Here is a 20161-nt window from a genome sequence, read left to right as displayed (position 1 = left end):
CTATTTTACTATATTTTTTATTTTTTGTCTTGCATAATTTTGAATAATATTGGAATAAGGGCCTTTAATAATATAAAAAATACTTGAAATTGCAGCACTTGCAGTTTCGTTAGAACCATATCTCATCAATGCCGTCAAACAATCGCAAACGGCAATCATCAGATTTATATCATCATATTTAGCTCTTTTCATAATAAATTTTACGCCTTCCATTGTGCGGTCATCGGGGTCATAGGCAAGATATTCCAAACCTCTTAAAATTCCGGCAAGAACATCGGGATCGTCTACTCTGTAAATTCCATCCACCAAAATATCCCGATACTCATAGGAACCTAATCGGCCTAAAAGCTCTGCGGCTCTTGATCTGTCAAGCGAGTTAAAATCTTGCGAGAAATATGAGGCCTTTCTTTTGTTTTCCATTATGGTTTTTAGCTGGAAAGCATAGCGGGGTTCTTTTTCTCCTACCTTGCCGTCTTCAATTTCTTTTTGTATAACATCCAAAAGTTCTGCCGCAGTAGCGTATTCCACAAAAAAAGGAAGGTCTTCCTTTCCTTTATCGTCTTTTTGTACGATGGAATAGAAATTCTCGGGGGCACTCCGTTTTGTTCCCTTTCTTAAAAGCTTTGTTTCGACCCTGTAGGCATTTAAAATTTCGTTTGTTATTCCGACTAAAAGTCCGTTTTCGGTTATAATGGGGAAAAAATTGATTTCGGGTATCTTTTTTTCCCATTTGATTCGCCCCTTATCGGTAATAAGGCAGCCGAATCCCTTAGCGGTAATATTGAATTCGTTGCCGATTGCGTAGCATTTTACTCCTCCGGAAAAATTTCCGGCAGTTTTTTCTTCCCACACGGTTTCGTTGCTTTTTAGGTCTCGAAAGAGGAGCCGGCCGCTTTCAAATATGTAAAGAACTTTTCCGTTTTTATAAAAAATATTTTTGCATATTTCAGGCTCGATAATTTGCCAAAGGGCTTCGGAGCCTCCTCCCGTTTTATAGTATGAAATTGAGCCGTCAGTACAGGCAAGTATGTATCCGTCAGGGGCTTCTCCTATGGCCGAAACGGTCTTTTTAAGTCTGTGCTGTTCTACAATCGAGCCGAAGATAGAAATACGCAAGAAATCGCCTGACTTTAAAATCAAGACGATATCTCTTGAACCTGTTTCTGAAGGTTGAAAGATGGGAGAAGAAACAAGGGGCAAAGACCATTTTAGTTTTCCGCCGGAGGTAAGGCAAATTATATTATCCTCTTGAATTATAAAAATACGACCGTCTCTTGCCGTATGCACCGGAAAAATAGGTCTTTTTTTTAAAGGATAACTCCAAAGCGGCATACCTTGTGAAGAGAAGACTTCGATGTTTCCCTTTGCGGTAACCATGTATACAATTCCGGATTGGGAAACAGATAAAAAATTGCCCGGGAATTCTCCCGTATTTCTACGCCATAAGAAAGTTCCTTGCGAGGTAATGCAGTTTAAGGCTTTATCGTCTCCGGCTGTATAGATATTTCCGTTCCAAAAAACAGGAACAGTTATATTCTTCCCTGCAAAAACCAAAGTCCAATGAGCATCAAGGGTTTGTGCCGGCAGCTTAAAAGAAAAAACAAAAAGACAAAAAAATATACTAAGAAACGATTTTTTCATAATTTTATCCGGTAAAGATAAACTTACTAAACAGCATAAATGATTTTTAATGTTTTTTCAAGATAGCTATTTAGAACATTTTAAAAAATAAATGGGAATACGCATTTAGGTTTTAGCGCTGTGAATTCTTCCGGAAAATCTTCTCTGTATTTTTTGTTTATGGCATAAGCCCGCGGAACAAGGTTTGCGCAAGTCCAAAAGGCAAAGAGGAGGCCTACGAAGCTCCATGAAAGAAGAGCAAAGCCGAACCATTCCAATATTTCTCCGAAATAATTGGCACTCGAAACATAGCGGTACATCCTTTTGTGCGGAAAATAGTGGGAATTATCTCCCGGTTTTCGCAAAGAGCGGATGTATCTGTCCGAATCGATGTTGACAGCCATTCCGAATAAAAAGATAATGGCTCCGATTATAAAACGCGGATCGCATAACCACGAAACATGATACATAGTCTTAGGTGAAAGGTAAAAAAGCCATGCTCCTATTAAAAATGTATTTATTGTATTGAACAAGACGCCCATCGAAACTATCAAAAGAGGCATTTTACTCTTTCCTTTTAATAAAAACGGAAAAATTAGAACGCGCTGGGCATAGTGCAGTACAAAAAAAAGCCCTATTATAATTCTCACAAAATTTTCAGGTTTGGCCCACACGCACATTAAAACGATCATAGTAATGAGTGTAGGAACTTCCATTAAAAACCAGCCGAGTTTATTGTTAAAAGAAAATCCCCATTTTTTATTTATCATCTTGCCGTAACCTGCCGGTACAAAGAACAATACAACAAAACAAATTAAACCGACTAAAAATAAGACAAGTTGTGCAATATTAAAAGTAAATATCAATTTTTCCATAGGTGTTAAGTATAGATTATCCGTGTCGCAACGTCAAGAGAGTCTGTCCTAAGGCCTAAAAATTTATACCCTTACAAAACCTGTTAATCTATGCTATAATGTATGAAACCACCGCCGTCCATGGCGGAATATAAACTAGAGGGCAGAGTTATGAGTACGGCAAACAGAAAATATAAGGATTCGGTATTCGTTGATCTTTTCGCAGAAGACGAAAAAGCAAAAGAAAACTTTTTGTCGCTATATAATGCCTTGCACGGTACAAATCTACAATTATCTTGTCCTGTAGAAAACATAAGGCTTGATAATGTTATGTACATGAACATAATCAATGATGTATCCTGCCTTGTAGACGGTAAAATCATCGTATTGGCTGAGCATCAATCCACAATAAACGAAAATATGCCCTTACGCTTTTTACAATATATAGCAAGACTGTATGAAAAACTTCAAGCACCGACCGACAGGTATTTAAAAAAGTTGTCAAAAATACCGACACCTGAGTTTTATGTTTTTTACAACGGTACGGACGATTATCCTGAAACTGCAACGCTAAAACTCTCCGATGCCTTCATTACGAGACCTGAACAGATGCCGCTGGAACTTGAAGTAAAAGTATTTAACATAAACACAAATAAGGGAGCAGAAGTATTAAGCCGTTGTAGACCTCTTGAAGAATACAGCCTATTTGTAGAAGAGGTAAGAAAGCAAATGCAGCTTGATCATGAAAACGGCTTTACCAATGCAGTAAAGATGTGTATAGAAAAAGGAATCTTAAAAGAATATTTAATGAGAAAATCAAGGGAGGTAATCAACATGTTAGTAGCAGAATATGATTATGATACGGACATTGCAGTACAAAGACAAGAAAGTCTGATGATTGGAATCAAACAAGGAATTGAACAAGGTATTACACAAGGTTCTTACCAAAAAGCTATCGAAACGGCAAGGTTATTAAAACAGTTTGGAGATTCAATTCAGAAAATTACACAAGTTACAGGACTCTCTGAATTGGAAGTAGAAGCGCTGTAAAGATGTTTGGTAATCAATATGTTACTAGTCGAATATGATTATGAAACAGATATAGCCGTACAGCGTGCAGAAGAGCGAGAAATAGCCTTTGCCGAAGGCGAAGAAAGAGGTTCTTACCAAAAAGCTATCGAAACAGCAAAACTGATGAAAGGTATGAATTACCCGATTAGTGATATTTGCACAATATCGGGCCTAAGCAAAGAAGAAATAGAAGCCTTATAAAGTAAACATATTATCGGCGAATATGGCGGTATGACAGTAATTTGTTTTTCCGTAAATTAAAACCCTCTCCGATTTTAAACCGAAGAGGGTTTGTGGCTAAAAATCAGCCGATAATAGGCCTGTTCGATACCTGTGTTATCCGAACAGGCCGACGAGTTCTAAATCGCACAAATAGCACGATTTAGAACATCGCATTTCAAGGTACTTGTTCAGAAAGCTGAAGTTTCTGAACAAGTTTAATTTAGGCTTGTTTTTTTAAGGTTCCGTCAGGTTTGTAGAAAATACCTCTAAGAATCAATGCCAAGGCTCCGTCGCCTGTTACGTTACAAGCAGTACCGAAACTGTCTTGGAGAGCAAAGATAGCTATGAGTAAGCCCGTTCCTGTGCTGTCAAAACCTAAAACGCTTAAAACAAGACCCAATGAGGCCATAACCGTTCCTCCGGGTACGCCGGGAGCTCCTACTGCAAATACACCAAACAAGAATGAGAATAAAACCATTGTTCCGAAAGAAGGAAGAGAGCCGTAAAGCATTTGAGCTATAGTCATACAGAAGAAAGTTTCGGTTAAAACCGAACCGCAAAGATGTGTTGTAGCACCTAGCGGAATCGCAAAATCCACAACTTCGGAAGGAAGAGCATCGGATTTATGGGCACAGCGCAAGGCTACAGGAAGAGTTGCTGCACTGGACATAGTTCCTACAGCGGTGGTATAAGCGGGGCCGTAGTGTCTGATAACGTCGAAGGGGTTTTTCTTTGAAACGGCGCCTCCTATAAGGTAAAGGACAGTAAGCCATATAAAGTGCCCTATTAAAACGATGATGATAACCTTTAAAAATACGGGCAGCTGCTTTGTTAAACTTCCGCTGTATGCGAGTTCTGCGAAGGTAGTTGCTATGAAGAAAGGCAGAATAGGTACAACTATGCGGTTTACAATTTCCAAAATCATTTTTTGGAATTCTACTAAAACCTTTTCGACGGTTTCGGCCTTTGTCCATAATACGGAAATACCTACAAGGATGGCCATTACCAAGGCTGTCATAACAGGCATCAGAGGGGGAATAGATAAAACGAAAGCCGTTTTCGGAATGTCTGCCAATGAACTCATAGAACCGGGTACATGCAAAAAGGGAATCAAAATATATCCCACAATAGCAGATAAGATTGATGCCCCTACAGCAGACATATAAGATAAACCTAAAAAGGTTCCAAGCATTTTTCCCGCATTGTGCTTTAAGCCGCAGATTGCAGGAGCAATGAAGCCGAAGATAACCAGAGGTACGATAAAGAAGATAACCGACCCTAAGATTGCCTTAATTGTGTTGATGACGGCCATAACAGATGCCGGGACAAAAAGGCCCAGCAAAATACCGGCCGCAATACCGATACCTAGTTTGGGCAAAAGCCCAATCTTTTTTTCCTTTGCCATAAAAAAACTCCTCACATTTTTATGATTAGGTATATAAATTATACCTTAATATATTCTAACAGGTTTAAAATGATTTGTCCACAAGATTATTCGGTTGCAATATTTTATATATTTTCTTATTGAATATTACCCCTCAAATTGGTATATTATATGGACGATTATAGGAGTTTTGATGAAACTATTAGATATACAAGGACTTCAAATGTCGGTTGATGAGAAGCAGATTCTTAAAAACCTTAATTTGAGTATAAACAAGGGTGAGGTTCATGTAGTCATGGGCCCCAACGGAGCCGGGAAGTCTACCTTGGCGGCGGCCATAGTAGGAAATCCAAGATACACAATTGATGAAGGCAAAATCTTTTTTGAAGATGAACTTATAAACGATGTTCCCGTATATGAGCGGGCCCGTAAAGGCATTTTTCTTTCTTTTCAGATACCTGAAGAGGTGCCGGGCTTAAAAATTGAAGAGTTTTTGAGGGCTTCAAAAGAAGCCGTAACGGGTGAAAAAATCCCTATGATAAAATTTCATAAGCTGTTGTCGGACACAATGAAGCAGCTTAAAATAAACCCTGCATACGCAAACCGAAGCCTAAATGTCGGCTTTTCGGGCGGAGAAAAAAAGAAAAACGAAATCTTACAGCTTGCTATTTTAAACCCGAAACTCGCAATCCTTGATGAGACGGATTCGGGGTTGGATATCGATGCTACAAAGATAGTCTTTGAAGGCGTTTCCAAAATACGCACCCCCGATATGGGAATCTTAATTATTACCCATCATAATAAAGTTTTAGATTATATAAGACCTGACTTTGTACACATTCTTGTTGACGGCAGCATTGTAAAAACAGGCAGCCTTGAACTGGTAGAATATATTGAAAAGAACGGTTACGAAAACATAAAAGAAAGCCTATGAGTAAGCCTATAAACCAAAACACAGATAAAGAAACAGAGGAGACAACTCTCTTTCAAGAAAGAAAGCGTACCTTTGTTTCGGACATAGAACGCGGAATCTATGACATAAAGGACAGCATCGATTATGAGTATTCGACAGGACTCGGTTTAAACGAAGAAGTTGTAAAAAAAATCTCCGAACGCAAAAAAGAGCCTGAGTGGATGCTGGACTTACGCCTTAAATCCCTTGCATATTTTAATGCCCGTCCCATGCCGGACTGGGGAGCGGATATTTCCGACTTGGATATTCAGGAGATTATCCACTACATTGTTTCCGATACAAAGCCCTTGGCTGAAACATGGGATGATGTTCCCGAGGAAATCAAGAAGACCTTTGACAGGTTGGGTATACCTGAGGCCGAACGCAACTCCCTCGCAGGAGTTGGTGCCCAGTATGACTCGGAGGTCGTTTATCACAGCCTAAAAGAAGACTTGGAAAAGCAGGGCGTGGTCTACTTGGATATGGAAACCGCCGTGCACAAGTACGAGGATATAGTAAAAAAACATTTTATGCAGCTTATAAAGCCGAATGACCATAAGTTTGCAGCCCTCCACGGAGCTGTTTGGTCGGGAGGTTCCTTTGTCTATGTTCCCAAGGGGGTAAGGGTCGAGCTTCCGCTTCAATCCTATTTTAGATTGAATGCCCAACAGTCGGGTCAGTTTGAGCACACCCTCATAGTTGTAGAAGAAGGAGCCTACCTCCACTTTATTGAAGGATGCAGCGCTCCAAAGTACTATAAAAATGCCCTCCATGCAGGAGCCGTCGAGCTTTATGTAGGCAAAAAAGCAACCTTGCGTTATTCTACCATCGAAAACTGGTCGAGAAACCTATACAACCTAAACACCAAGAGGGCTATAGTAGAAGAAGACGGTGCCATCGAATGGGTTTCAGGTTCTTTCGGTTCAAGGGTTACGATGCTCTACCCCATGAGTATTTTAAAAGGCGACCGCTCCCGCTCCGAGTTTACAGGGGTTACCTTCGCTTCGGAAGGACAGTGCCTCGATACGGGAACAAAGACCGTCCATATCGGAAAAAACACCGTTTCGGAAATGCGCTCCCGCTCCATAGCCAAAAACGGAGGAGAAGCAAACTACCGCGGACTTTTGTATATAGGAGCAAATGCAGCGGGAGCCAAGGCTGTCGCCGAATGCGAATCCCTGATGCTGGACGATAAATCCCGCTCCGATACGATTCCGATTATTGAAGCTCACACCGATGATGTAGACATAGGCCATGAGGCAAAAATAGGAAGGATAAGCGAATCGATGGTATTCTACCTTATGCAAAGAGGCTTGGATGAGGCCGCCGCAAAGTCTCTAATCATCAAGGGCTTTGTCGAACCCATCTCGAAGGAACTCCCTCTGGAATATGCCGTTGAATTGAATAACCTTATCACAATCGAATTAGAAGGAACAATAGGATAGATATGAGTGACAGAACTTATTTTAAACGGCTTGACTACACAAAAACTGATGTTCCCGCCCGCCCTTTTTGCAACTTAAACTGCCGGGCCGAAGATAAAAATATAGAGCAAATGCCGATTGACGAGTTTTTAAAAACCGCCCCATCGGAAGATATAGAAAAATTCTTTGACTTTACAAAAACAAGGCGCGAAAAAAATTGCGGACTTGGGGATAATTATGTTCAAGAGGTAAAGGATAAAAGGAATTCGGGTATTTATGTAAGGGTAAAAAAATCGGAAGATAAGGATTATGTTGCTAATGTCCTCATCAATTTTACGATGGACGAGGCTAACAATGTTCTTTATGATCAAAACCTCATTGTAGTTGAAGAAGGGGCAAGGGCTAAAATCTTTTTTTACCATGATGTGAAGGCCTACGACTGCTCAAAGGCCGACATTTTTAGAAACGGCTTATTAAGCATTGTCGCCGAAAAAAATTCTCAAACGGAATTTATAAAGGTGCAAAACCTATCGCATTGCGGCATCAACTTTGAAACCGTAAAACTCTATGCGATGGAGAAGGCTAAAGTTACTCTTTACGACATTCAGCTTGGAGCAAAGATAAACGGAGCGTCAACTTCTACCTATATGCCTGACCAATGGGCCGAGGTTCAAATATACCCCCTTTACTTTGCGGATAAGACAAGGCGCATCGACTTGGAGCAAAATTTTATCGTCAACGGAAAAAACTCCCTCGGCGCAATTACCGCAAAAGGAGCCTTAAAAAACAAGGCTCACAAGATGTTCCGCGGCAATATCTTTTTAAACAGGGGCTGCTCAAAGTCCATTGCCCGCTTTTCGGACAACACGATTATGCTGGATAAGACTACCGTCGGCTCTACAATCCCGACAATCTTTTGCGATGAAGATGATGTTATAGGAGAACACGCTGCTAGCTTTGAAGCCGTAAACAAGGCAAAGCTTTACTACCTTATGACCCGCGGCTTTGACGAGCTGAGTGCCAAAAAACTTATAATCGAAGCCGCCTTTAAACCTGTCTTTAACCGAATTGACGATGAAGCAATCAGAGAAAAGCTTTTGGAAGAGTTTAGGGTGAGCTTGGAAACTTTTATTTAATTTAACCGCAGATGATTTTATACCCGTATGAGTACCCCCGACCCTTTCGTATGGGCAGGGGGCATCCGAGCGGGTGAGAGTCCCTTATCCGAACGGATGTGTACCTCTGATCCAAGCGGATGGTACAGGCTGATCCGTGCTGATGTGTGCCCCTGATTCCACTCGGGGCGGGCTTTAGGATTTTGCGGTGCAGGGATAAGCGTAGACGATTTCCCGTATTTCTTTTAAGGGTTTGCCGCTTCCTGCAAACTTTGTCCGTATTATTACCGTAACATTGCCTGCCGGTACCGCAGCGGGTTACCTTGTGCTCCGTGCCGTCCGCAAGGCGGAAAAAGACGCCTTGTGCCGCGTCGGTTTCGTCTATTTTAAGCTTGTTCCCCTCGATGATGATGTCATCTATTAGGGGAGGGAAGACACCCCGACAGAACAGGTTTTCTTCCCTCCCCTATAACCCCTCCTATCTTTTCCGTCTGCTTAGGGGCTCACCGCCCCTAAGAACCCGGTTTATACAGCTGACAAACTGTATGTTCGATATTATCTTTAAGTGTGAGCACATTTTCAAATGTGCGAACTTAAAGCCGGTTATCCGCGATGTTTTGACGGGCGAACGCCGCACATAAAACATCTTGTTTCAAGTCCCGAACAGGACGTTCGGGAAAGCTTTATATCGGCATAAAATCGGACACGATGTGCGATTTTATGCCTCCCGGCACGGATGCCGGAACAGCCATAGATACCGCGAGTTTGCCTTGAGGCAAACCGTTTGCCGTAGGCAAACTCGAAGCATAAAAACTCACAGGACGTGAGTTTTTATGCCGTTTACGGCTCCTCGTCTATTCTGCTTGCATCTACGCCTGAGGCTGTGAGCAGGGCTTTTATGCCTGTGCCGGTTTTAACTTTAAACCTGCCGTCTGTATAGTTAAAGGCGTCGGTGCCGATTGCCGTAAGGGGCGGGTTTTTGCATAAACTGAAATCAAAGTATTCTACCTTGTTGCAGGATTTAAACGCACTTTCTCCCACAAAGCTAAGGCTCGCGGGAAATTTGACGGTGCCTGTCATTTTGCAGGAGTAAAAAGCACAATATTCGATATGGGCAAGGTTTTTGCTTAAGATGAGCTTTGTTATACCATAGCAATTGTAAAAAGCATATGTGCCGATTTCGGTAAGGCTTTCGGGAAGGTATACTTCCGTTATGTCTGTACAGTTCTTAAAAGCTCTCTCGGCAATTTCGGTAATGCCCGCGGGTACGCGCAATATGCCTCGGGGTTTTTCGCCCGTATAGCCTTTAAGCACGGTGCCTTCGATGTCCAATTTTGAAAGCGGTATGGATTCTTTAATAAAGCGCACCTTTACCGTTACGGGGGCGGTTACCTTTACGCGTGCATAAGAGTATCCGGGTATGCCTGAGCCGGATTCAAAGCTGCCGCCTTCGATTGTCCAAATGCCGACCTCATAGCCTTCTGCGGGCACTGCGGTAAAGCGTACTTCGTCGCCCTCATATATTGTGTCACCGGTATCAAGCTGTACAAATCCGGCAAAGCTTGCCTTAAGGGTGCCGTTGCCGCCATCCACACTAAAATTTACGGGGTATTTGGGTGCATTCCGCTCAAAGTATACACATACCGATACAGAGTTTGTAAGGATAAGCGAATAGGTTTCTGCCGTCCCGTTTACCGGCGTCCCGTTAAGCGTCCACTTCTGTACTTTGTAACCGGGGTCGGCTGTTGCGGTAAAGAGCACGGTTTTGTCTTCTTGTACTTTGGTGTCCGGGGTTATTGTATTACCGTCTACCTGTGCGCTAATGCTGCCTTTGCCGAATTCCTGAAAGTATACATTGTATCTGGGCTTAGGCGGGGAGCCGGCGTCTTCAAAACTTACCTTTACCGTTACATCCTTATCGATTGTAAGCGAATAGGTTTTTGCCGTATCGTTTACTACTGTACCGTTAAGAGTCCAGCCATATACCCTGTAGCCTGTCTTCTCTATTGCGGTAAAGGTTACTGTTGTATCTTTTTCTACTTGGGCACCGCTGTCTATTATCGTGTCGCCGACCTTTGCGATAAGGAAGCCGTTCCCGTCTTCTACGCTAAAGTTTACGGTGCACTTGGATTGCGGGGTACCTCCGCCCCCGCCCGTGTTACCGTCGGAGCTTGTTCCGCCGCCGCCTGCGGCGTTGGGGCAGGCGGTAAAGAGCCCCATAATCACTAGCGATGCGGCAAGTGTGAGGACTGCCGCCCAATGTGTGAAACGCTGTGCGCTTCCGATTTTGTTTGTGTTTGAGTTTTTCATATCAAACCTCCTTATAATTGTGTAATTTAACCGCTAAGGGCGCAAAGATATTTGAGGGAGATGTTGTAAGATATTTTTTAATTATCCTTTGCGAAGTTGAGCGAAGCTCAACGCTTGGCGGTCTTTGCGGTTCTTTAACCGGTGTGAGAAGATTGTGCTGTGTGTGCGGTTTATTTAAAAGAGTGCTGAGTGCTGAGTGCTGAGTGCTGAGTGCTGAGTGCTGAGTGCTGAGTGCTGAGTGCTGAGTGCTGAGTGCTGAGTGCTGAGTGCTGAGTGCTGAGTGCTGAGTGCTGAGTGCTGAGTGCTGAGTAATTATGGGGGCGCGTTCGGCTTTGTCAAGTAGTTTTGCCGACTTTTCCAAACTTTTTTGAGAACTCTTTATTATACTGTTTAAGCGGTTTATTTTGCCGTTCATACTATACATTATAGTGCAAGTTTTTGAGAATAACAACTTTTTGTGGAAAGTTTTTTGTAATTTATTTTGAGAAAGTACAAAGTGCGAGTGTCGAGTGGCGAACGGGCGAAGTGCGAATGGGGGAAATGGCGAGTGAGGGGAAGTGCGAATGGCTGAAATGTCGAATGACGAATGACGAGTGCCGAAGTTCGAACTTTGCACCTCGACATTCGTACTTCGCACTTTGTTATAGTTTTTCTACTTCTTCTTTGCTTAAACCTGTAGCTTTTGCGATAGCTTCTACAGCAAAGCCCATTTCAGCCAGATTTTTTGCCGTTTCGATAGCCTTTTGGTAAGAGCCCTGTTCAAGACTTCGTGTAATACCTTGTTCAATACCTTGTTTGATTCCAATCATCAGACTTTCTTGTCTTTGTACTGCAATGTCCGTATCATAATCATATTCTGCTACCAACATGTTGATTACCAAACATCTTTATAAGACTTCTATTTCTTTTTTGGAAAGTCTTGTCATTTGCATAATAAAGTCAAGTTCACAATTTGCTTGTTTCATCAGTTTTGCTGTTTCAAGAGCTTTTTGGTAAGAACCTTGTGTAATACCTTGTTCAATTCCTTGTTCAATACCTTGTTTAATACCTTGTTTGATTCCAATCATCAGACTTTCTTGTCTTTGTACTGCAATGTCCGTATCATAATCATATTCTGCTACCAACATATTTATTACCTCCCTTGATTTTCTCATTAAATATTCTTTTAAGATTCCTTTTTCTATACATATTTTTACTGCATTGGTAAAGCCGTTTTCATGATCAAGCTGCATTTGCTTTCTTACCTCTTCTACAAATAGGCTGTATTCTTCAAGCGGTTTGCATGCTGTTAGAACTTTGTTTGCCTTATCGGTATTGATGTTTAAAACCTGCACCGTCAATTCCAAAGGCACTTGTTCGGGCTTTGTGATGAATGCATCGGAGAGTTTTAGCGCTGCGGTTTCAGGATAATCGTCCATACCGTTGTAGAAAACATAGAATTCAGGCGTGGGTATTTTTGACAACTTTTTTAAATACCTGTCGGTCGGTGCTTGTAGTTTTTCATACAGTCTTGCTATATATTGTAAAAAGCGTAGCGGCATATTTTCATTGATTGTGGATTGGTGTTCAGCCAATACAATGATTTTACCGTCTACAAGGCAGGATACATCATTGATTATGTTCATGTACATAACATTATCAAGCCTTATGTTTTCTACAGGACAAGATAATTGTAGATTTGTACCGTGCAAGGCATTATATAGCGACAAAAAGTTTTCTTTAGCCTTTTCGTCTTCTGCGAAAAGATCAACGAATACCGAATCTTTATATTTTCTGTTTGCCGTACTCATAACTCTGCCCTCTAGTTTATATTCCGCCATGACGGCGGTGGTTTCATACATTATAGCATAGATTATAGGATTTTTAAAGCTGTAAATATTTATTTTATGATAAGCTTTACCATGTAATAACTTCTTTTCCGATTGACTTTTTTTTCAAATATTGAGATATTTAGAGAATGAGTGATAAAAAAGAAATTGTTCCGATTGAAAGTTTACTGCCTCAAAAGCTGAATATTATTCCCTTGAGCGGCAGGCCCATTTTTCCCGGCATTTTTACGCCGCTTTTAATTAATGCGCCCGAAGACATAAGGTCGATTGAAGATGCTTATGCGGGCGACGGCTTTATAGGGCTTACCCTTCTTAAAAACAATATAGAAAATCCTCAAGCTAAGGACTTGTACAAGGTAGGCTGTGCCGCCAAAATTGTGCGCAAGATAAATCTGCCCGACGGCGGACTCAATGTTTTTATCGCAACACAAAAGCGCTTTAAGATACGCAAAACGGTCAACGATACAAATCCGATAGTCGTAGCCGTTCAGTATCTGGATGATGAAGAAGAAAAAAGCCACGAGGTGGAAGCTCTTACCCGCGCCCTTATAAGCGAGATGAAGCAGCTTTCCGAAAACAATCCCTTGTTCTCCGAAGAGATGCGGCTCAATATGATTAACATTGACCATCCCGGAAAAATAGCCGACTTTATAGCGAGCATCTTAAACATTCAAAAAGAAGACCAGCAAAAAATTCTTGAAACCCTGAATGTAAAAAAGAGGATGGAAGAGGTCTTTGTTCACATTAAAAAAGAACAAGAACTTTTACAGGTTCAGCGCAAGATTCAGGAAGACCTCAACATGCGGGTCGAGAAAAATCAGCGCGACTATTTTTTAAGGGAAGAGCTAAAGTCAATCAAAGAGGAACTTGGGCTCACATCGGATCCTAAGACCAATGAAGAAGAAAATTTTGCAAAGAGGATAGAAGAATTTCAGTTTACGGGCGAGGTAAAAGAGGTGGTGGATTCCGAGTTCGAAAAGTTTAAGATGCTCGATCCCTATTCCTCCGAATACATAGTTACCCGCAATTACTTGGAAACTATTCTTTCCCTTCCGTGGAAGAATTCTGAGCCGGAGGAATACGATATTGCAAAGGCTCAAAAGATTTTAAATAAGGATCACTACGGGCTTGAAGACGTAAAGACCAGAATAATAGAATACCTTTCAGTGCGTAAGCTAAAAAAAGACACCAAGGGTTCTATCATCCTTTTACTCGGCCCGCCCGGTGTAGGTAAAACGAGTGTCGGAATGTCTATCGCCCGTGCTATGTCTAAGCCCTTCTTCAGGTTTTCGGTCGGAGGCATGAGGGATGAGGCCGAAATAAAGGGACACCGAAGAACCTACATCGGTGCCATGCCCGGTAAAATCCTTCAGGGCTTAAAGATAGTAAAAACCAATTCTCCGGTCTTTATGATTGACGAGGTAGATAAGATGGGGCAAAGCTATCAGGGCGACCCTTCAAGTGCCCTCCTCGAAGTTTTAGACCCCGAGCAAAATATAAACTTTAGAGATCACTATTTGGATTTGCCCTTTGACCTTTCCAACATAGTTTTTATCCTCACGGCTAACACCCTCGATTCCATTCCACGTCCTCTTTTGGACAGGGCCGAGGTAATAAAGCTTTCGGGCTACATCGATGCCGAGAAGGTGCAGATAGCAAAAAAGCACCTCATTCCGAAAAGTCTTGAAAAGCACGGCCTCAAAAAAAATCAGGTGGTCTACAGTCAGGAGATGCTCCTTTATATTGCCAACTCCTACGCAAGGGAAGCCGGAGTACGCAACTTTGAAAAGAAGCTTGATAAGATTCACCGCAAGGTCACAACCGAAATTGTAAACGGAAAAAGAAAGGAAGACGAAAAGCTGACTGTAACAAAGGCCGATATTGAAAAGATGCTCGGCAAGGTTATCTTTCGCGATGACGATATTAAAAAGGCCGATGTTCCCGGCACCTCGATTGGTCTTGCTTGGACTTCGATGGGCGGAGATACTCTTTTGATAGAAACGGCATCGATGGCCGGAAAGGGAGGCTTTAAACTTACAGGCCAGGCCGGAAACGTTATGAAAGAATCCGCAGGTATAGCTCTTTCTTGGACAAGAATGTTTGCCGTAAAACATAAGATAAAAAATGCCGACTGGTTCGACAAAAATATAATTCACCTTCACTTACCCGAAGGCGCAACTCCCAAGGACGGACCTTCCGCAGGTATCACCATGGCTACGGCCCTTTTATCTCTTTTTTCGGGTAAAACAATCAAACCGAAACTTGCAATGACAGGAGAGCTTTCACTCACCGGCCAAGTCCTTGCCATAGGCGGCCTAAAAGAAAAAACCATAGCCGCCCGCCGCAACGGAATAAAGGAAGTTATCATTCCGCAAGCTAACACAAGGGATCTAGACGAAATCCCCAACCACATTAAAAAGGGCATAAGCTTCCACCCCGTAAGCCATGTCGAAGAAGTTTTGGAAATAGCCTTTAAGGGGGCACTGACGAAGAAGAGGAAGAGGTAGGGGGGAAAGTTTATCAGATTCAAAAGGAATAGGTATTTATAGTAAGTATGAAATAAAAATAATTGCTGATAATAAAATAAATAAATATGACAATATTAGACTTGATGAATTTATTCCGTTTATATACAAAAATAGGATGTTGTGATATAATAAAGTTGTTAGGAGTAAAAGATGATAACAGATGAAATCCGTACTATTGCTGAACGGATTCAAAAAATCGTAAACCCACAAAAAATATACCTTTTTGGTTCTTTTGCACGGGATGAAGAAAAGGATGATAGCGACTATGATTTTTATCTTGTAATGTCAGATTCTGTTACAGACAGACTCTCAGTTTCTCAGGAGGCTTATCGTTCTTTGCGTGGTTTGAAGCGCCGTTCAGTCGATATAGTTGTCGGCTCGGTTTCGGGGTTTGAAGAAAGAAAAACCCGAAAGACGCTTGAAAATATTGTGGATCGTGAGGGTGTAGTACTGTATGAAAAATGAAATTGATGTAAAAGAATGGGTTCGTTATGCTGATATGGATTTTCTTGCTGCAAATCATCTAAATGAAATTCAGTATCCAAAGCCGCTTGAGATAATTTGTTATCATTGCCAGCAGGCTGCAGAAAAAATGCTAAAGGCACTAATTATTGCCTATGACGGAGAGTTGCAAAAAACTCATGATTTAGGTTTACTTACAGATGAACTTTCAGAGTTTGTAACTTTTTCCGAAAATATTTTAAATTCAGTTGATGCTCTTACACCGTATGGCGTAAAAATCCGTTACCCCCAAGAATTAAATATAGAAGAATCACATGTTGCAAAAGCTATTTCAGATATGAAGACAGTTTATGATTTTGTGAAAAATAAAATGGAAGAACTTAAACTATCTCCACCGGTAGAAGAATTGAATAAAGAAAACAGTGTTTAACACCCGCTTTTACACTGACAACATGGTCAAGCCGCAAATGTTAGCTTAAGCGAGTGTTATGCTCACAAACCATAGTCTTAGTATGAGAGGAAGGTATTAAAATTGGAATTGAAAGAAATAGAAAATATTGCCAAAGAAAATTATTCCGCTGCTAAGCTTCAAAATAAATGAAAATATTAACTATAATTTTTTGTGCTATTTAAGTAGAAAAATTCATAATGGTGAAATTGAAGCGATATATGCGCTTATAATATTAGAAGAAATAATGTTATAGCGACAGGCAGCGGTAGTATGCGGCTTTTCACCGCTTACTAAAATATTATCTGCTTGACATATACACGCAAAACGTATATAATATGACTATGATAAAGAGTTTTGCGGATAAAGATACGGAACTTATCTACAATCAAAAGTTTTCTAGACGGCTTCCTACTACAATACAGAAAGTTGCCTTGCGTAAACTGATGATGCTGGATAACGCAAAATGTCTGGAAGATTTACGAGTGCCGCCTAGCAATCATCTGGAACTTCTTGTTGGAAACAGAAAAGGTCAGCATTCAATCCGTATAAATAATCAGTGGCGTGTCTGTTTTACCGAAAAAGACGGGCATTATTATGATGTAGAAATTGTGGATTACCACTAGGAGCAAACTATGTCTGATTATATTGAAACACCTACAATGGGAGAAATCCTTAATGAAGAATTTTTCATTCCTCTTGGTCTTTCTGCCTATAAAGTTGCAAAAGAAATAAATGTTCCAACTTCCCGAATTCAGGATATTCTCCATAACCGCAGGAGAATTACCGTAGATACATCTTTGCGTCTTGCAAAATTTTTCGGAGTGTCCGACGGATATTTTATGTCATTGCAGAATGACATAGATATTCGGAATGCCAAATTGGAACTTGCTCCCCAGCTGGAAGAAATAAAGACTTATGCGTATGCGTAAAAAATGCCATAACACCCGCTTCAATCTGACATTGACTTTACGCAATGCAAATGAGAATACAAAAAAACTAATACCAACTTCAAGTTGACACTCCTCTAAAAGGCAGATAAAAATCAACTTTTTTTTATATATAGCTTATTGAATATTCAGTCTAAATATGGTATTATAAAAGGACTGGAGGATGATATGCTTACTAATGTGCAAGAATGTATAAAGCCTATTTCTTATGTAAAAACAAATGCTGCCGATATGATGAATTTTGTAAATGAAAGAAAAGAACCTCTCATTATAACACAAAACGGAGAATCCAGAGCAGTCTTGATTGATGTTGAATCTTATCAGGAAATGAAGGATGCTTTTACTTTATTAAAGATAATTCAATTTTCGGAAAAAGATGTAAAGGCAGGAAATGTGAAACCTGCTTCAGAAGTTTTTACAAATTTGAGAAGGAAATATAATCTTGAAAATTAAAGAAGTTATTGTTTCCCGATTCGCAGAGGACGATTTAAATGAAATTATCGCCTACCATTATTCATTGAGTAAAAACTATATTGAGAAAGTAATTTCCGAATTTGAAAAAAATATCATGTCCTTGAAAAAATATCCTAAGAGAGGCAGAATTGTTCCTGAACTTGAAAAACAGAGTATTTTGCAATACAGGGAACTTATTCAAGGATATTATAGAATTGTATATGAAATTTTAAGTGATGCTGTAATAATACATACAATTATTGACGGTAGAAGAAATTTTGAGGATATCATCATTTCAAAATTATCCCGCTATTATGAAAGTAAAAGATAAGTTTCTAATTCAACTTTTCCCTAATCCTCATTCATTGACTAATTATAATCATTTATGATAATATATCTAAAAATTTAATATATTGTGAGGTCATTATGATAGAAGTAAATGCTATGGGTCAGGCTTGTCCTATTCCCGTTATTATGGCAAAAAAGGCTGTAAGAGAAAATACGGGTAAAGAAAATATTTTGGTCAAGGTTGATAATGAGGTTGCAACTCAAAACCTTTCGAAGATGGCGGCTCAGCTCGGTATAGGGGTTGAGGTAAACAAGATAAGCGAAAAAGAGTTTACTGTTCTTTTAAAGGCTGCGGAGGGAGTAAGTTTAAATCCTGTCGAGGTGCCTCAAACTTCTAATACTGAATATGCCGTTGTTATAAATTCGGATCAGATGGGATCGGGAGATGAAGGCTTCGGAAAAAAACTTTTAGAAGGCTTTATCTATGCTCTCACAGAACAGGATGTGCTTCCCAAATTCGTTATCTGTTATAATTCCGGAGTAAGGCTTACAACCGAAAACGAAAAAACCGTAAACGACCTAAAGGCCCTCGCCTCTCAAGGCTGCGAAGTTTTGTCTTGCGGGCTCTGCCTTGACTTTTACGGGCTTAAAGAAGAACTTCAAGTCGGTTCTCCCACAAATATGTACCGCATTACCGAAATTATGCGTACCCATTTTGTAGTACGCCCTTAAGCTCATCAAATTATAATTGAAGAAAATATCGAGGTTAAAAGATTTGAAAACCTACGCACTTTTTTCGTTTTCGTCTTCTCATCATGCGATAGCGGCTGAAGCCGTAACTTCAGGCGGATGTGCCTCAGCCGACGAGGGGCTGACTGAGGCGAGGCTTATTCCGCTGCCGCCTGAGATTTCTGCGGGCTGCGGACTTGTTCTAAGGGTAAATGGAGGCGGAATAAAAGAAGCCGCACGCCTCTTAGCCGAGGCCGAAATTCCTTATACAGGAACCTATCTTTTAAAAACAGAAAAAAGTGAGAGGATTGTGGAAAAATATGATCTATCTTGACAATAGCGCTACCACCCTTCAAAAACCCGAAAGCGTAGCGCAAGAGGTGTTTAGGGGCCTTGCTTCAAACAAGTTTGGAAATCCGGGTCGCGGGGCTCATTCTTCGGCCAATGCAGCTCTTACGGAGCTTTTTAAAACAAGGCAGACCCTTGCAAGGCTTTTTAACGTAAAAAATCCCTTAAATGTTGCACTCTGCCAAAATGCTACTGCTGCTTTAAATCTTGTAATAAAAAGTCTTTTTTGGGGCAAAGAAAACGATACCCACATAATAACCACAGCCCTTGAGCATAACTCTGTTTTGCGCCCTCTCTACCAGCTTGAAAAAGAAGGGGCAAGCCTTTCGGTTATTCCTATAGAAGAAGGCTTTTTGCGTTACGATCTAATCGAAAAAGAAATCGAAGAGCGTACCAAGGCGGTTGTCGTAAACCACTGTTCAAACGTCATAGGCTCAATCTGCGATCTGGATCGGGTTCATTCTATATGCAAAAAACACGGGCGGATTTTAATTGTAGATGCTTCTCAAAGTGCGGGAACAATTCCTATAGATATTTCAAAATACGGGCAAAGTATTTTTTGCTTTACTGGGCACAAGGGGCTTTACGGGCCTCAGGGTACGGGCGGAATTATCGTAAACGGAGCCTTCGATTTTGCTCCCGTGTTTTCGGGGGGAAGCGGGGTTCATTCTTTTGATAAGGCTCACCCTTCCGAAATGCCCGACATCTTTGAAGCGGGAACCATGAATGTTCCCTCTTTTATGGGCTTAAATGCCGGCGCCTCCTATGCTCTAAAAACGGGCATTGATTCTATTCAAAAAAAATTGGCCGATTTAAAATTAAGCTTTATCGAAGAAATAAAAAACATTCCCAATATCAAAATATACGGAAATCCTTGGAGTGAAAAAACGGGAGCTGTTGTGGGCCTAAACATAGGCACGATCCCGTCCGGCGAAATAAGCCGTCTCCTCGATGAGGATTACGGCATTGCAAGCCGCCCGGGTGCCCACTGCGCTCCCTTGGTCCACAAGTCGCTCGGCACCGAAGATCAGGGCATAGTCCGATTCAGCTTTTCTTCTTTTAACACCTTTGAAGAAATCAAGCAAACTGCCGAGGCTTTAAAAGAAATAGCCGGCAAGGCATAAAAAACGCGGCCGATCTTTTAAAAAAAACCGGCCGCAAATCTTAAATTTGT

The 20161-nt window shown here is 41.0% G+C and carries 20 protein-coding genes and 1 pseudogene; 15 read left to right on the top strand and 6 right to left on the bottom strand.

From position 1 onward, the window contains the following. Complete coding sequence (locus E4O01_RS10955) at positions 1-1641, bottom strand: hypothetical protein (protein WP_253692223.1); 1641 nt, start codon at positions 1639-1641, stop codon at positions 1-3. 80 nt (positions 1642-1721) lie between these two features. Next, positions 1722-2495, bottom strand: a complete 774-nt coding sequence (locus tag E4O01_RS10950) for a DUF1295 domain-containing protein (protein ID WP_253692222.1) — start codon at positions 2493-2495, stop codon at positions 1722-1724. Positions 2496-2645: 150 nt separating this feature from the next. Between E4O01_RS10950 and E4O01_RS10945 the strand changes: the two genes are divergently transcribed. Both E4O01_RS10945 and E4O01_RS10940 read left to right on the top strand, forming a co-directional pair. Then, positions 2646-3524 (top strand): Rpn family recombination-promoting nuclease/putative transposase, encoded by an 879-nt coding sequence (locus E4O01_RS10945; protein ID WP_253692221.1) that lies wholly within the window; start codon positions 2646-2648, stop codon positions 3522-3524. Positions 3525-3542: 18 nt separating this feature from the next. Further along, positions 3543-3746, top strand: a complete 204-nt coding sequence (locus E4O01_RS10940) for a hypothetical protein (RefSeq protein ID WP_371819567.1) — start codon at positions 3543-3545, stop codon at positions 3744-3746. Positions 3747-3987: 241 nt separating this feature from the next. Here E4O01_RS10940 and E4O01_RS10935 read toward each other — a convergent pair whose 3' ends face one another. Then, positions 3988-5172, bottom strand: coding sequence for a dicarboxylate/amino acid:cation symporter (locus E4O01_RS10935; protein WP_253692220.1), 1185 nt, complete (start codon positions 5170-5172; stop codon positions 3988-3990). Between the two features lie 172 nt (positions 5173-5344). On the opposite strand from E4O01_RS10935, the gene sufC reads away from it, so the two are divergent. Genes sufC through sufD form a run of 3 tightly spaced genes read left to right on the top strand, consistent with a single transcriptional unit; the run spans position 5345 to position 8663 of the window. Then, on the top strand, positions 5345-6085 hold the full coding sequence (gene sufC, locus E4O01_RS10930; protein ID WP_253692219.1) for a Fe-S cluster assembly ATPase SufC: 741 nt from the start codon (positions 5345-5347) through the stop codon (positions 6083-6085). Then, complete coding sequence (gene sufB, locus E4O01_RS10925) at positions 6082-7548, top strand: Fe-S cluster assembly protein SufB (RefSeq protein WP_253692218.1); 1467 nt, start codon at positions 6082-6084, stop codon at positions 7546-7548. The genes sufC and sufB overlap by 4 nt, the downstream gene beginning before the upstream one ends. A 2-nt stretch (positions 7549-7550) precedes the next feature. Then, complete coding sequence (sufD, locus tag E4O01_RS10920) at positions 7551-8663, top strand: Fe-S cluster assembly protein SufD (protein ID WP_253692217.1); 1113 nt, start codon at positions 7551-7553, stop codon at positions 8661-8663. Between the two features lie 819 nt (positions 8664-9482). Here sufD and E4O01_RS10915 read toward each other — a convergent pair. The 3 genes and pseudogenes from E4O01_RS10915 to E4O01_RS10905 form a co-directional block, all read right to left on the bottom strand. Beyond that, positions 9483-10952 (bottom strand): leucine-rich repeat protein, encoded by a 1470-nt coding sequence (locus tag E4O01_RS10915; RefSeq protein ID WP_253692216.1) that lies wholly within the window; start codon positions 10950-10952, stop codon positions 9483-9485. A gap of 641 nt (positions 10953-11593) precedes the next feature. Beyond that, positions 11594-11830 (bottom strand): annotated as a pseudogene (locus tag E4O01_RS10910) (hypothetical protein); the annotation flags it as partial. Between the two features lie 9 nt (positions 11831-11839). Continuing rightward, complete coding sequence (locus tag E4O01_RS10905; RefSeq protein ID WP_253692215.1) at positions 11840-12742, bottom strand: Rpn family recombination-promoting nuclease/putative transposase; 903 nt, start codon at positions 12740-12742, stop codon at positions 11840-11842. 167 nt (positions 12743-12909) lie between these two features. On the opposite strand from E4O01_RS10905, the gene lon reads away from it, so the two are divergent. From lon to E4O01_RS10855, 10 genes are all read left to right on the top strand, one after another. Further along, a complete protein-coding gene (gene lon, locus E4O01_RS10900; protein ID WP_253692214.1) occupies positions 12910-15288 on the top strand; it encodes an endopeptidase La in 2379 nt (792 codons plus the stop codon). Positions 15289-15459: 171 nt separating this feature from the next. Next, positions 15460-15774, top strand: coding sequence for a nucleotidyltransferase family protein (locus E4O01_RS10895; protein ID WP_253692213.1), 315 nt, complete (start codon positions 15460-15462; stop codon positions 15772-15774). Continuing rightward, the gene (locus E4O01_RS10890) at positions 15764-16201 is read left to right on the top strand and encodes a HEPN domain-containing protein (protein ID WP_253692212.1); all 438 of its coding nucleotides are present in this window, start codon (positions 15764-15766) and stop codon (positions 16199-16201) included. Before E4O01_RS10895 ends, E4O01_RS10890 begins: the two co-directional genes overlap by 11 nt. A 362-nt stretch (positions 16202-16563) precedes the next feature. Next, positions 16564-16845, top strand: coding sequence for a type II toxin-antitoxin system RelE/ParE family toxin (locus E4O01_RS10885; RefSeq protein ID WP_253692211.1), 282 nt, complete (start codon positions 16564-16566; stop codon positions 16843-16845). 9 nt (positions 16846-16854) lie between these two features. Next, positions 16855-17151 (top strand): HigA family addiction module antitoxin, encoded by a 297-nt coding sequence (locus E4O01_RS10880; protein ID WP_253692210.1) that lies wholly within the window; start codon positions 16855-16857, stop codon positions 17149-17151. 186 nt (positions 17152-17337) lie between these two features. Continuing rightward, positions 17338-17622, top strand: a complete 285-nt coding sequence (locus E4O01_RS10875; protein WP_253692209.1) for a type II toxin-antitoxin system Phd/YefM family antitoxin — start codon at positions 17338-17340, stop codon at positions 17620-17622. After that, positions 17612-17953 carry a type II toxin-antitoxin system RelE/ParE family toxin gene (locus E4O01_RS10870; protein ID WP_253692208.1) on the top strand — a complete coding sequence of 114 codons (342 nt, stop codon included), beginning with the start codon at positions 17612-17614 and terminating at the stop codon, positions 17951-17953. Before E4O01_RS10875 ends, E4O01_RS10870 begins: the two co-directional genes overlap by 11 nt. 95 nt (positions 17954-18048) lie before the next feature. Next, positions 18049-18642, top strand: a complete 594-nt coding sequence (yedF, locus tag E4O01_RS10865; RefSeq protein ID WP_253692207.1) for a sulfurtransferase-like selenium metabolism protein YedF — start codon at positions 18049-18051, stop codon at positions 18640-18642. A gap of 43 nt (positions 18643-18685) precedes the next feature. After that, positions 18686-18973 (top strand): putative Se/S carrier protein, encoded by a 288-nt coding sequence (locus E4O01_RS10860; RefSeq protein ID WP_253692206.1) that lies wholly within the window; start codon positions 18686-18688, stop codon positions 18971-18973. Next, positions 18960-20111, top strand: coding sequence for an aminotransferase class V-fold PLP-dependent enzyme (locus E4O01_RS10855; protein WP_253692205.1), 1152 nt, complete (start codon positions 18960-18962; stop codon positions 20109-20111). The genes E4O01_RS10860 and E4O01_RS10855 overlap by 14 nt, the downstream gene beginning before the upstream one ends. Positions 20112-20161 lie beyond the last annotated feature (50 nt).

Origin of the sequence: Treponema sp. OMZ 790 (assembly GCF_024181285.1) — a bacterium.
Lineage (GTDB): Bacteria > Spirochaetota > Spirochaetia > Treponematales > Treponemataceae > Treponema_B.
This window is presented reverse-complemented; position numbering and strand designations above follow the sequence as displayed.

Coding starts and splice junctions, on each gene's coding strand:
- E4O01_RS10875 (WP_253692209.1), top strand. CDS start 17,338: ATGCTTACTAATGTGCAAGAATGTATAAAGCCTATTTCTTATGTAAAA.
- sufD (WP_253692217.1), top strand. CDS start 7,551: ATGAGTGACAGAACTTATTTTAAACGGCTTGACTACACAAAAACTGAT.
- E4O01_RS10940 (WP_371819567.1), top strand. CDS start 3,543: ATGTTACTAGTCGAATATGATTATGAAACAGATATAGCCGTACAGCGT.
- E4O01_RS10855 (WP_253692205.1), top strand. CDS start 18,960: ATGATCTATCTTGACAATAGCGCTACCACCCTTCAAAAACCCGAAAGC.
- E4O01_RS10915 (WP_253692216.1), bottom strand. CDS start 10,952: ATGAAAAACTCAAACACAAACAAAATCGGAAGCGCACAGCGTTTCACA.
- E4O01_RS10890 (WP_253692212.1), top strand. CDS start 15,764: ATGAAAAATGAAATTGATGTAAAAGAATGGGTTCGTTATGCTGATATG.
- E4O01_RS10905 (WP_253692215.1), bottom strand. CDS start 12,742: ATGAGTACGGCAAACAGAAAATATAAAGATTCGGTATTCGTTGATCTT.
- sufC (WP_253692219.1), top strand. CDS start 5,345: ATGAAACTATTAGATATACAAGGACTTCAAATGTCGGTTGATGAGAAG.
- lon (WP_253692214.1), top strand. CDS start 12,910: ATGAGTGATAAAAAAGAAATTGTTCCGATTGAAAGTTTACTGCCTCAA.
- yedF (WP_253692207.1), top strand. CDS start 18,049: ATGATAGAAGTAAATGCTATGGGTCAGGCTTGTCCTATTCCCGTTATT.
- E4O01_RS10935 (WP_253692220.1), bottom strand. CDS start 5,172: ATGGCAAAGGAAAAAAAGATTGGGCTTTTGCCCAAACTAGGTATCGGT.
- E4O01_RS10880 (WP_253692210.1), top strand. CDS start 16,855: ATGTCTGATTATATTGAAACACCTACAATGGGAGAAATCCTTAATGAA.
- E4O01_RS10950 (WP_253692222.1), bottom strand. CDS start 2,495: ATGGAAAAATTGATATTTACTTTTAATATTGCACAACTTGTCTTATTT.
- E4O01_RS10885 (WP_253692211.1), top strand. CDS start 16,564: ATGATAAAGAGTTTTGCGGATAAAGATACGGAACTTATCTACAATCAA.
- E4O01_RS10895 (WP_253692213.1), top strand. CDS start 15,460: ATGATAACAGATGAAATCCGTACTATTGCTGAACGGATTCAAAAAATC.
- E4O01_RS10955 (WP_253692223.1), bottom strand. CDS start 1,641: ATGAAAAAATCGTTTCTTAGTATATTTTTTTGTCTTTTTGTTTTTTCT.
- E4O01_RS10945 (WP_253692221.1), top strand. CDS start 2,646: ATGAGTACGGCAAACAGAAAATATAAGGATTCGGTATTCGTTGATCTT.
- sufB (WP_253692218.1), top strand. CDS start 6,082: ATGAGTAAGCCTATAAACCAAAACACAGATAAAGAAACAGAGGAGACA.